Origin of the sequence: Selenomonas sp. ND2010 (assembly GCF_000702005.1) — a bacterium.
Classification (GTDB): Bacteria; Bacillota; Negativicutes; order Selenomonadales; family Selenomonadaceae; genus Selenomonas_A.
In genome coordinates, this window is record NZ_JNKI01000022.1 from 1 (window position 1) to 12,590 (window position 12,590).

7 protein-coding genes and 1 tRNA gene are annotated in these 12,590 nt (G+C 50.2%); 1 reads left to right on the forward strand and 7 read right to left on the reverse strand.

Annotated elements, in window-relative coordinates; genetic code table 11:
* Positions 1 to 103: 103 nt before the first annotated feature.
* From T504_RS0109005 to T504_RS0109020, 4 genes are all read right to left on the reverse strand, one after another.
* Positions 104 to 1,555 (reverse strand): ATP-binding protein, encoded by a 1,452-nt coding sequence (locus tag T504_RS0109005; RefSeq protein WP_033170753.1) that lies wholly within the window; start codon positions 1,553 to 1,555, stop codon positions 104 to 106.
* Positions 1,556 to 1,629: 74 nt separating this feature from the next.
* Positions 1,630 to 2,226 (reverse strand): recombinase family protein, encoded by a 597-nt coding sequence (locus T504_RS0109010; RefSeq protein ID WP_033170754.1) that lies wholly within the window; start codon positions 2,224 to 2,226, stop codon positions 1,630 to 1,632.
* Positions 2,227 to 2,378: 152 nt separating this feature from the next.
* On the reverse strand, positions 2,379 to 5,903 hold the full coding sequence (nifJ, locus tag T504_RS0109015; RefSeq protein ID WP_033170755.1) for a pyruvate:ferredoxin (flavodoxin) oxidoreductase: 3,525 nt from the start codon (positions 5,901 to 5,903) through the stop codon (positions 2,379 to 2,381).
* A gap of 261 nt (positions 5,904 to 6,164) precedes the next feature.
* The gene (locus tag T504_RS0109020; protein WP_033170756.1) at positions 6,165 to 7,541 is read right to left on the reverse strand and encodes an amino acid permease; all 1,377 of its coding nucleotides are present in this window, start codon (positions 7,539 to 7,541) and stop codon (positions 6,165 to 6,167) included.
* A 184-nt stretch (positions 7,542 to 7,725) separates the two neighbouring features.
* Between T504_RS0109020 and T504_RS0109025 the strand changes: the two genes are divergently transcribed.
* A complete protein-coding gene (locus T504_RS0109025) occupies positions 7,726 to 8,007 on the forward strand; it encodes a hypothetical protein (RefSeq protein WP_033170757.1) in 282 nt (93 codons plus the stop codon).
* Between the two features lie 57 nt (positions 8,008 to 8,064).
* Here the strand turns inward: T504_RS0109025 and T504_RS0109030 are convergent.
* From T504_RS0109030 to T504_RS0109040, 3 genes are all read right to left on the reverse strand, one after another.
* Positions 8,065 to 8,141, reverse strand: a tRNA-Pro gene (locus T504_RS0109030).
* A 13-nt stretch (positions 8,142 to 8,154) separates the two neighbouring features.
* Entirely contained in the window at positions 8,155 to 11,253 is a 3,099-nt protein-coding gene (locus tag T504_RS0109035) for an efflux RND transporter permease subunit (protein WP_033170758.1), read from the reverse strand.
* Positions 11,250 to 12,506: an efflux RND transporter periplasmic adaptor subunit gene (locus T504_RS0109040; protein WP_033170759.1), complete on the reverse strand. Its 1,257-nt coding sequence runs from the start codon at positions 12,504 to 12,506 to the stop codon at positions 11,250 to 11,252. The genes T504_RS0109035 and T504_RS0109040 overlap by 4 nt, the downstream gene beginning before the upstream one ends.
* Positions 12,507 to 12,590 lie beyond the last annotated feature (84 nt).

Below are 12,590 nucleotides of genomic sequence, written 5' to 3' on the forward strand. Positions count from 1 at the left end.
TCAAAAAGTACACTTTATGAGACAATTTCCATAACGCAAAAGAAAAGCCAGCCACACAGGAAACTATGTAGTAACCTGTGTGGCTGGCTTTTTATCCCTTATTTTATTGTATGGTCCGATAGCGCTGATTTCTGCTTCGTGGTTTGTCTGGCAAAGTGAGTTCCAACTGACCAGCTTCAACCAATGGCACTATATACCGATTATAGATATACGTGAACGTACTTATATTCATGTAGTCTTTAAGTTCTGCTCTTGTACGTGGCGTTCGGCAAAAATCCAACAGAGAAGCTTTTACCGATTCCGGTGTATTCTCCGCTGTATTTTCCTGTTGCTCCTGCGTGTTATAGAACGTCACGACAAATTCATTTCGGCGATTTTCAAAAACAGGCTCTGGCAATCCACTGAGCTTCATCTCTCTTCGCATCGTCGGTATCCCTGAGTAACGATTTTCGGCCCGAGTCAATGCTTCGGTCATCGTCGCTAAAGCAGGATTTCGGAGGTCTGGTTTAGCCACCCCCAATTGGTCTACGGTCATCCGCCCATATAAATTTCCCGGACTGTGAACCTCCAACCGATTTCGATACATAACCACTTGTATCGGAGTCCCCTCTGTATAGATACTATAGTCTCGATGGATTACCGCATTTAGAATTGCTTCTCGGATTGCTGCTACGGGATATTCATCAATATCCCTGCGCTCGCCAGTTTGCTTATCGATGACCGTTTTGGTCTTCATATTTCGTTTGCAAAAAGCTATTGCTTCACGGACCTGCTCGGCTAAGGTTCCCTCAATTCGCTTATTATCACTAAATCGAATATCGTGGTCATCCGTATCGCCAATATTCTCCCCAGGAACTACCACTGCCGTGATACAAAGCTGCGGCATAAATCCCTGCGGATAGATTCCCATATTCATAACAGCAGCCAAAGTTGGCTTACCATCACGCAGAATATCCATTAATTCATAGGCCCGTGCATCAGTCAGTTGAGCAAACCCAGGACGCTCTGCCTTTTTTTCCTGCATGTAAGAATTCAGCATTCGTGCATCTAAATCCTCGATAATTGCCCGTTCAACAGGACGCTCGTCATCATGAAGATGTTTACGAAATGCTTCGTAACTATACAGTTCATACTCCGTCATTACCATATCGGCATCGCCCACGCGGGTGTAAGCTCCCTTTAGACGCCCTGCCCCTTTGTAATAACAAGGACGTTCTGATAACTCCAAACCGGGAATTTCTGCCGAACACACATCAAAACCGTTTACCTCCGCTACCGTAAAAACGGCCCGTACAGGCGGAACCATCTGATTACACTGTTCCACTACTTTTTTCTGCAAATCCTGCAAGTCATATACTCCCGATAACTTAAATCCTTCTTTTTCATCTATCCCAAAAAAGAGAATACCGCCGCCATCTTGATTGGAAAAGCTAGACAATGTATCATAAAGCCGTTTGGGACAACCGCCATGAGCTGTTTTGATTTCTAAATCCTGTCTTTCTGTCTTTTTTTCTAAAATCCACTTTGTTAATTCAACAAGTTCTTCGGTTATCATTTCGCTTTCCCTCCTTTTCACTTTAAATAATAGCGCAATAACTAAACAAGTTCAAGTTTTTGTTACGTTATTTGTTAACTTATTTCCATTTCGCGAACTCTTCGATAGAATGTCGCTTTACTTATTTGACATATTTGCAAAATCTCTTCACATGTGATTTTGTTGTTACGCCATTTGATGACTAGTTGTTGGAAGTTTTTCGGCATCTTCGCTTCTGGGCGGCCAAAACGGATTCCTTTGGCTTTCGCCACAGCGATGCCCTGAGCCTGCCGTTTGCGGATGTTATCGCGCTCAGATTCTGCCACGAAGGACAGCACTTGCAAGACGAGATCTGAAATGAACGTCCCCAGCAGGTCTTTATATCGGCGAGTATCCAAAAGCGGCATATCGATGACACAGATGTCAATCTGGCGTTCTTCGGTCAGATAGCGCCATTGTTTCTGAATCTCCCGATAATTACGGCCCAGCCGGTCAATGCTAAGGATATAGAGTAAATCTCCCGGCATCAGCTGATGTAGCAGCTTTTGATAGTTTTGACGATGGAAATCCTTCCCCGACTGCTTGTCGATGTAGATCTTATCCTTCGCAATGTTCAATTCTTCCATCGCCTTCATTTGCCTTGATTCATTCTGGTCTATGCTAGACACCCGAATGTACCCATATTTTTTCATAGTATTCCTCCTATCGATCGAGAAAAATATCCCTCTATAGGAATACATGAAGTGACCGGTCAAAAAGCAACCAATCCCAAAAATTTTAACAAAAAACGAGCCCGTTCTCATCCTTAGAGAGCGGGCTCGCATTTCATACGTTATATATTGGATTATTTACCAGCCAAAGCTTTGTAGCCTTCATAGCGGGTCTTCGCATCGTTCTGCGTCTTCTCGAAGAGAGCCTCTGCTGCCTCTGGGAAGGAGCGCTTGAGGTTGATGTAGCGGTTCTCGCCCATGAGGAATTCCTGGAACTTGTCGAAGTCCGGCTCTTTAGAGTCGAGGCTGAACGGATTCTTATCCGTGCCGACGAGCTGCGGGTTGTAGCGGTAGTTTGCCCAGTAGCCGCACTCGACAGCGAGTTTTGCCTCGAGCTGGCTGCAGCCCATGCCTTTGCGGATGCCGTGGTTGATGCACGGTGCATAGGCAATGATAAGGGACGGGCCTGGATATGCCTCAGCTTCGGTGATTGCTTTGAGAAGCTGATTCTGGTCAGCGCCCATAGCGACCTGTGCGACATAGACATAGCCATAGGTACGAGCCATCATGCCGAGGTCTTTTTTCTTCGTCTTCTTACCAGCTGCTGCGAACTGAGCGATAGCTGCGGCCGGCGTAGCTTTCGATGCCTGGCCGCCCGTGTTGGAGTAAACCTCGGTATCGAATACGAATACGTTGACGTCTTCGCCCGATGCGAGGACATGGTCGACACCGCCGTAGCCGATATCGTAAGCCCAGCCGTCGCCGCCGAAAATCCACTGCGAACGTTTGACGAAGTAGTCTTTGTTCTCATAGAGCTTGTTCAGCAGCTCATCGCTGCCTTTTTCTGCTTCGAGCAGATCTGCGAGCTTATCAGCGCGCTCACGCGTACCGTTGCCGTTGTTGAGGTTCTCGACCCAGTCGGTCAGAGCGGCCTGCAGGTCCGCGCTGCCCTTGCCAGCCTCAACGGCTGCCTTGGCATCAGCTGCCAGGCTGTCGCGGACCGATTTCGTGCCGAGGAACATACCGAGGCCGAACTCTGCATTATCCTCGAACAGGGAGTTTGCCCAAGCCGGGCCATGGCCCTTGTGGTTCTTCGTGTACGGCATAGCCGGAGCACTGCCGCCCCAGATGGAGGAGCAGCCTGTAGCGTTAGCTACCATCATGCGATCGCCGAAGAGCTGCGTCAGAAGTTTTGCATACGGCGTCTCGCCGCAGCCAGCGCAAGCACCGGAGAATTCGAACAGCGGCTGTTCGAACTGGGAGCCGAGAACCGTTTCTTTCTTCATCGGGTTCTTCTTCGGTGCAACCTTCGCTGCATCGACACCATAATCGAAGTATACCTGCTGCGCCTTGAGCTCATCGTCAAGCGGCTTCATATCGAGCGCCTTGACCGGGCAGACCTGCGCACAGTTGCCGCAGCCGAGGCAGTCCATCGTGGATACTGCCACCGTGAAGTTGTAGTCCTTGATGGCTTTCGTCTTCTTGGACGGGAATCCTTCCGGAGCTGCTGCGAGCTCTTCTTCCGTTGTCAGTACCGGACGGATCGTAGCATGCGGGCAGACATAGGAGCACTTGTTGCAGCCAATGCACTTTTCCGCATCCCATACCGGAACGCTGATCGCCGTGCCGCGTTTCTCATAGGCCGTGCCACCGAGCGGGAACGTGCCGTCAGCCATCTCGCCAGCGAATTTGGAAACCGGCAGCTTGTCGCCTTCCTGACGATTCATGACATCCTGAATCTCCGTGATGAAGGCCGGAGCGTTCTTCTTCTCTACTGCCTCATCCTCGGCATTCGCCCAGTCTGCCGGTACGTCTACGCGATGCAGGGCCTCAATACCTTTGTCGATGGCACCATTGTTCATATCGACAATCTTCTGGCCCTTCTTGCCGTAGGATTTAACGACAGCATCCTTGAGGTAGTCCACAGCCGTATCGATAGGAATGATGTTTGCAATCTTGAAGAATGCAGACTGCATAACCATGTTGAAACGGCCGCCAAGGCCAAGTTCTTTCGCGATATCTACGGCGTTGACCGTGTAGAACTCGATGTTGTTCTTGGCAATGAAACGTTTCATGTAAGCCGGCAGATGTTTCGTGAGCTCTTCATCCGACCAAGTTGTGTTCAGCAGGAACTTGCCGCCCTTCTTGAGGCCTGCCAGCAGATCGTATTTATAGACATAGGACTGCTGTGAGCAGGAAATGAAGTCTGCCTTGTTGATGAGATACGGGCTGTTGATTGGCTGCTTGCCGAAGCGCAGATGGCTCATCGTGATACCGCCGGATTTCTTGGAGTCATAGGCAAAGTATGCCTGGGCATACATATCGGTCTTGTCGCCGATGATCTTGATGGCACTCTTGTTGGCGCCAACCGTACCGTCAGAACCGAGACCCCAGAACTTGCAAGCCGTCGTGCCTGCCGGCGTCAGGTCAACATCGCTCATGACCGGTGCGAGGCTCGTGTTCGTGACATCGTCCTCGATACCGATGGTAAAGCCATCTTTCGGCGCATCTTTCTTGAGTTCCTCGAATACCGCAAAAATCTGATCCGGCGTCGTATCTTTGCCGCCGAGACCGAAACGGCCGCCGATGATAATCGGATTCATGTCGGAGTTGTAGAACGCAGCCTTGACATCGAGGTAGAGCGGCTCGCCCAGCGAACCCGGCTCTTTCGTATGGTCGAGGACAGCAACTTTCTTGACCGTCTTCGGCAGGAACTGGAAGAAGTGCTTGAGGGAGAACGGACGATAGAGATGAACGTTCATGAGACCGACTTTCTCACCGTTCTGGTTGAGGTAGTCGACCGTCTCCTGGACTGCCTGGCAAACCGAACCCATAGCGATGATGATGCGGTCTGCATCCTCGGCACCATAGTAGTCGAAGAGATGATGCTCACGGCCCGTGATTTTTGCCATGTCAGCCATGGCTTCTTCGACGAGATCCGGCAGCGCCTGATAGTATTCATTGGAAGCTTCGCGGCTCTGGAAGTATACATCCGGGTTCGTTGCCGTACCGCGGATAACCGGATGATCCGGGTTCAAAGCACGGCGGCGGAATTCTTTCACCGCATCCCAATCGAGAATCTTCGAGAGGTCCTCGTAGTCGACCATTTCGATTTTCTGGATTTCATGGGACGTGCGGAAGCCGTCGAAGAAGTTGATGAACGGAACGCGGCCCTTGATGGCAACGAGATGTGCCACGGCCGAAAGGTCCATGACCTCCTGTACGCTTGCCTCAGCCAGCATAGCGCAGCCCGTCTGGCGGGCTGCCATGACATCCTGGTGGTCGCCAAAGATGTTCAGCGAGTTAGCGGCCAGTGCACGTGCCGATACATGGAACACGCCCGGCAGCAGCTCACCGGCTACTTTATAAAGATTTGGAATCATCAGCAGGAAGCCCTGGGATGCCGTATAGGTAGTCGTCAGCGCACCAGCTTGCAGGGAACCGTGAACGGCACCTGCTGCGCCAGCCTCGGACTGCAACTCGATGACACGGACCGTCTGACCGAAAAGGTTTTTCTTGCCTTTGGCCGCATCCTCGTCCACATGCTCAGCCATCGGAGAAGACGGCGTAATCGGATAGATTGCCGCAACGTCCGTGAAAGCATAGGAGATGTAGGCGGCAGCCTGGTTGCCGTCCATCGTTTTCATCTGTTTGCTCATGTTTTGTTTGCTCCCCTCTATTAATATAGAATTGCAATATATAGCTAGGATAACGCGAAAATCGCGTCGTGGTCAGTAATCTATGTTACTGAAGATAATAACATAATAAATTTTGCGTATATCCCCACGTAAATAACATTATATATCGTAAATGGACAAATGTAAATATTATGTTACATGTTTACAAATAGCAAAAAACGGATGAGATATACACCTCATCCGTCAGGCTTCGTCTGTCACCTTCCCCCAGAGGAAAGGCTTTTATACATTTTCTTTGCTGTGCCGATATCCATAGGCGAAGTAAATCAAAACACCTACAGCACTCCACACCCAGAAACGCTCCCAGGTCATGGAGGAAAGATTGTACATGATGTAGGCGCAGCTTGCAATAGCCAGCGTCCCCATGACGTAGATAGCCGGGCAGCGGAACGGCCGCTTGATGTCCGGATATTTCCGGCGCATAACCATGACACCGATTGACGAAACGATAAAGGCAAAGAGCGTTCCGACGCTGCACATCTCAGCGACTACATTGATGGGCGTAAAGCCACTGATAAGCATGACCGCCAGGCCAACAATGACCGTGATGCGATGCGGTGTGGCGTATTTCGGATGAACCTTGCAAACGCTCTTGGGAATCAAGCCGTCACGGCTCATCGCATAGAACGCACGGGTCTGGGCATACATCATGACGAGCAGCACCGTAGTAAGCCCGGCAATAGCACCGGTACCCACTACAGCCGAACCGAACCGGTACCCAAGTTCCCGGAGCACGAAAGCCACGGGCTCCGCGTTGTCAAGTTCGGTATAGGAAACATTTCCCGTCATAACTGCTGTTACCCCGATATACAAAAGCGTGCAGATCAAAAGCGAGGCGATGATGCCGGTCGGCATATCATGTGCCGGGTTCTTGGTCTCTTCCGCCGCTGTTGCAATCGAATCGACACCGAGATACGCAAAGATGATTACGGCAGCTCCAGCCGATACACCAGAAAAGCCGAAGGGCATAAAGGGTTCCCAATTGGCAGGATTCACCGTAGGCGCAGCCAGGAACAAGAAAATAAAGATTGCCAGCAGCTTGACCCCAACGAGAATCTTGTTGACCGTAACACTTTCCCTCACGCCGCGCACGAGCAAAAACGTTAAAAAGCCCGTGATGAGCACGGCAGGCAAATTCACGATGCCCCCTTCAGCCGGCACCATCGTATACTGCGCGGGCAGGGTAATCCCGGCCGACTTCAAAAGGCCCACGACATAAGCCGACCAGCCGCCAGCCACCGCACTTGCACCCACCGAATATTCCAGCACGAGGTTCCACCCTACTAGCCATGCCAGGAATTCGCCAACGGACGTATAAGCATAGGCATAGGCACTGCCCGCCACGGGAATCATCGATGCCAATTCCGAATAGGCCATGCTGACGAAGCCACAAGCAAGACTCGCCAGCAAAAAAGAAAGCATCAGTGCCGGTCCGGCATATTTGGCCGCCGCAACGCCTGTGAGCACGAAGATTCCCGTTCCCACAATAACACCAATACCTAAAAGCGTAACATCAAGTGAGCCCAAAGCCCGCTTCAGATGGGATTTTGACGCATCACTTTGATACTCGGCAATGCTTTTTGTGCGAAAAATTCCCACACAATCACTCCTCAAATTGTTTTCTCTGGATAAACATACTGTTGTATTATACCACACTAAAGGACAGAAGCAAATATAAATTTTGTAATGCTGTAAGCAGGATTCCACTATAGCACGTCGAATAAATAAGCATTGATAGGGACCAATAGGCAATTGTGGGATAAAGCAAGGAGTGTGGCGACCTATGATCAAGAACATGGCTATCTATGTCATCCTCAAAGTCGAGTACGGAAAAGGGCAGGAAAACGTCTACACAAGTATCCTCAACGTATCGTCCAGCAAAAGCACTGCCCAGACTTTCAAGGAACACTATGAAGAAGAATTTGCCGATGAAATTGAACATGAACACGATGGCCGCTTCGTCTCCATCCATCTGCATAAAGCCTTGATTCAATTAGATGATGAAATTATTGCACCAGATATGTTTATCCGCTTTATTGGCGACAAGAATGTACGTGACTATTGATTATGCAGATGAAAAAAGACCAGCTCACTGAGCTGGTCTTTTGTATTGTCGTTATAATGGTCGGGATGACAGGATTCGAACCTGCGGCCTCTTCGTCCCGAACGAAGCGCGCTACCAAACTGTGCCACATCCCGACAACAGAAACTATTATAACGCAGTCTCTGAATTAATGCAAGTCTTTTTTTCCTTTTTTTGATAAAACCACAAAAAAATTATTGGAATGATGATGAGCGTAAACACGGTCGAGGTCAAAAGACCACCGATGATAACCCAAGCCATGGACACGCGTGTCTCCGAACCTGCGGTCATAGCCAATGCCGTCGGCAACATGCCAACCATCATCGTGATGGTGGTCATAAAGATTGGCTTGAGTCTCACCCGCCCTGCTTCAATAATGGCTTCTAATGCAGTTCTCCCACGGTCCATCAAGGTCAGCGTGTAATCAATCAGCAAGGTGCCATTCTTTGCCACGATACCATCCATGACCAAGATGCCAATCATCGAATAGAGGTTCAACGTATTATGGGTGATGAATAGCATCAGAATCGAGCCGATGATGCCAAGCGGCAAGGAAAACATGCGGATGAACGGCGTGATAACCGACTCATAAAGCACCGCCAGCAGCATATAGATGAGCACCAAAGCCAGGAACAGCGCACTCAAAAGATCGGAAAAGGTATCGTTCATCCGGGTTGCCTGCCCCTTGAATTGATACGTAACCGTATCGCCAAGGCTGGCCTTCTTCATGGCTTTTTTTACATCACGCATCACATCGCCAATTGGCCGGCCGCTGATGTTGGCACCAATAGCGATAGCCCGCTGCTTATCCACCCGGCGTATGGACACCGGCCCACGGCCGTTCTTTATCTCAGCCACATCACCCAGATAAATGAGCTTGCCACCAGCAGAAATCGGCACATGCGCAACATCGGACGGCTTATAGCCATCCGCTCCTTTAAAACGGACTTTGATATTGGTATCCAGCCCACTATTGGCCGCGTCATTTTTCAGCTCGCCAGCCGACAATCCCGAAATCGCCGACGCAAAAGCCGTATCGACGTCAGCCAGCGAAGTACCATAGGTCTTCAGTTTTTGACGATCAACGGTCAATTGCAGCTCGGGCATGCCTTCCGTATAGGAGCTGTTAATATCCGTAACCCCTTTGACATCGGATTTCAAGATATTCATAACGCGCTCAGCAGCTGCGTTTAATTCCTCCGTATTGTTGCCGCGAAGTTCAATCTGCAGGGCGCCACCGCCATTCCGGGCACCACCGCCGCCTGAGATTCCCGCTACATTACTCTGCGTCTCCGCCACACGGATGTCGGCCTCCTTGATGCCCCCCGCAAAACGGCGGACTTCATTAGCTACCTCCCATACGGAACGAGACCGATCTTTGCGGTCATAGAGTTGGACTTTGATACGGCCTTCGTAGGCGGTAGAGCCACCCGCCTGGGTCATGTAGTTCTTGACCTCCGGGATTTCCGCCAGTTTCCCCTCCAGTTTTTTGGCGATGCGGTTGGTCTCCTCCGCCGAAGAACCAATCTGCCCCTGGATGTTGATGGTAAAACTCGATTCATCCGTCTGTGGCATATACTCAGAACCCACCAGTCCCAAAGGAACCATCGAGACCACTCCGATAAAAATCACCGTAATGATGCCGATTAATTTCTTTTGATGGCCCAGACTCCAGCGCAGGATCTTCTCATAATATTCCACCGCATTGTTTTCCAACCGATCCATGTAATCCCACAGCTTCGTCTTTTGCGGATGATAGCCATGTTTATAAAGCCTTGATGCCAGCATCGGCGTCAAAGTAAACGAAACAAACAGCGAGAAAAATCCAGCAAAGACAATGGTCAGGCCAAACTGACGGAAATATTGACCGGTCATGCCTTCCATGAACGCGATTGGCATGAAAACCGCAGCATCGCAAAGCGTTATGGCGATTGCCGCCATACCGATTTCATTTCGTCCCTTTTCCGCCGCGAGTTTTGGTTCCTCGCCCATCTTCAAATGGCGTGTGATATTTTCGAGCACGACGATGGAGTCATCGACCAAGATACCAACGCAAAGCGTCATACCCATCAACGACATCATATTGAAGGTAAATCCCGCAATATACATGACGAAGAACGTGGCAATCAGCGAAGTAGGAATCGCCACCATAACTGCCGCCGTAGAACGCCAGCCGCGCAAAAACAAAAACAACACCAAGCCCGTCGTTATGAGGCCTTCCACCAAAGTTCCCAATGTATTATGAAGGGAATCCTCCACATAATCGGCATCGTTGGAAACCACCACAAACTGATAATCTGGATAATTCTTCCGCATTTTTTCCACGGCTTTTAGGATATTGCCTGCAGTCTCCACCACATTGGCATCACTGTTTTTATACACCAGCACATTTATGGCATCCTCGCCATTGAGGCGGCCATAGCGGGCAATCCGCGCATCCTGTTCCCGGACAGTTGCCACTGCCGTCAGCGGAATCAGCTTGCCTTCGGTATTCTGCACCTGTACTTTTTCGATGTCCTTGGCCGTCTTGTATTGGGCAATAACGCGGACATCGGATTTCGTCGTCTCCGTGTAAACTGAGCCGGATGGCAGCAACTGGTTTTCATTGCGTATTGCCGAGCTGATCTTGCTGAGGGTCAGCTTATACGCGGCCATCTTGTCGCGGTCAACTTCGACCGCCACCTCTTTGTCCCGGCCACCATGGAGCTCGATTTCCGAAACACCACCGGCCTGCTGCAGGACTTCTTGAAAAGTATTGTCCGTCATGGAATAAGTATCCGCTAAGCTATGCTGGCTGATGACCGCCAGTTCCACGATCGGCTTGGCATTGATATCGCGCTTGATGACGACCGGCGAATCCGCCTCATCGGGCAATTTGTTTTTGATGGCCTCGACTTTCTTGGTCGCATCGATCGCTGCCGTATCGGCATTTGCATCAAAATTCAACTCCAGCATGATGCGTGCCCGCTCATAACTAGCTGTTGACGTGATCTTCTTGACATTTGACACCGAGGACAACGCGTCTTCTACTGGTTTAACGATCTCCTGTTCCACAGAATCCGCACTGGCTCCCGGATATTTTACCGACACCGTAACATAAGGCGTGTTGAGTGCCGGCAGCAGCTCGACACCAATGCGATAATAGCTGTACAGTCCCAGCACCACAAAGAACATGACGATCATCGAAATGCCAACGGGTCGGTTAATCGAAAAACGTGTCAGATTCATGCTGCTGCCTCCGCCTCATCCTGCTCCGCTACATCGACCTTCGTACCGGTCTGGAGTTTGTCCTGATTGGACAGGATAACCGTATCGCCATCTTCCAAGCCATCGAGGATCTCTTCATCTTCATCATTCATAAGGCCAATTTTAACCTCCCGCTCTTCGACCGTACCATCGTCACGCAGTACAAAAAGCGTCTGTCTGCCATTTTTCGAAAGCACCGCTGCCTTTGGAACGAACAGAGTATCCCGCCGCTGAAGAATATCAACCGCCGTATGGGCAAAGAGTCCGGCTTTAATGGCATCCTTGCTCTCATCAAGTTCAATGCGCACCTGATACGTCTTGGAACTGTCATCCATCGCAGGGCTCACATAAACAATCCGTCCGACATAGTCCTGCCCCATCGCATCAATCGTCACATTGACGTCCATGCCCGGTTCCAATATCGCCGCATCGCTTTCCGAAAGGGTACAGTCGACATTGATATGGCTGTTGTCCACAAGAGAAAGCACCTTCGTGCCCGCCGATACGATTGCTCCGACTTCGGCGTTCCGATAGCCGATGATACCATCCCGCGGCGCTCGCAAAATCATATCCTCCCGCTGTTTGCGCAAGGCGTCCGTGGCATGCCGCTGTTTTTCGGCCGTATATTCTTTGGACTGAACGCTGGCTGCATCGCCTCCCTGCACCTGATTGGCCAATACATCAAAAGCAGCTTTACTGGCCATGTACTCCTGCTCCACCGAATCGAGTTTATCCTGCGAAATAGCGCCAATCGAAAAGAGATACTGATTGCGCTGATAACGTGCCAGTTCCAGCTCATAGGCATTTTTCGCCTTGATGTAGTTTGCATCGTAGGAAGCAGCTGCCTCGCGGGCATCTGCCTGCGCCGCATTGGCTGCCGCCGCATTCTGATTGATGGAAATATCCAAATCCGCCGTATCTTGAACCAGAAGCACCTGACCAGCCTTGACCACATCTCCCAATTTGACATGGATTGCTGTAATGCGTCCCGTGTATTTTGGCGCCAGCGGAATATTGGCATCGGCTACCGTCTGCCCCGACAGGGCGATATGCCGCATCATATCCTGGCGCACCACCTTCTGAACTTTAACGAGCGGATTGCCATGCCGCATCACCTTTTTCGTATCCCTGGCATTGCCAAAATAAACATAAAGTGCAACGAATAGTACCACCAAACAGACCACAGCCGTGATGAGCTGCTGCTTTTTACTCATATCCTGAAACTTATGACGCATGGTCCTTCACCTTACCTTATCATGATAGCTTTATTTTAACACGCCGAGCAGGTAATTGCATACATTTGCAGAATATTTTGGTAT

Excerpts from the sequence above, each read along its gene's own strand:
- T504_RS0109005 (WP_033170753.1), bottom strand. The coding sequence starts at position 1,555 with ATGATAACCGAAGAACTTGTTGAATTAACAAAGTGGATTTTAGAAAAA.
- T504_RS0109010 (WP_033170754.1), bottom strand. The coding sequence starts at position 2,226 with ATGAAAAAATATGGGTACATTCGGGTGTCTAGCATAGACCAGAATGAA.
- nifJ (WP_033170755.1), bottom strand. The coding sequence starts at position 5,903 with ATGAGCAAACAGATGAAAACGATGGACGGCAACCAGGCTGCCGCCTAC.
- T504_RS0109025 (WP_033170757.1), top strand. The coding sequence starts at position 7,726 with ATGATCAAGAACATGGCTATCTATGTCATCCTCAAAGTCGAGTACGGA.
- T504_RS0109035 (WP_033170758.1), bottom strand. The coding sequence starts at position 11,253 with ATGAATCTGACACGTTTTTCGATTAACCGACCCGTTGGCATTTCGATG.
- T504_RS0109040 (WP_033170759.1), bottom strand. The coding sequence starts at position 12,506 with ATGCGTCATAAGTTTCAGGATATGAGTAAAAAGCAGCAGCTCATCACG.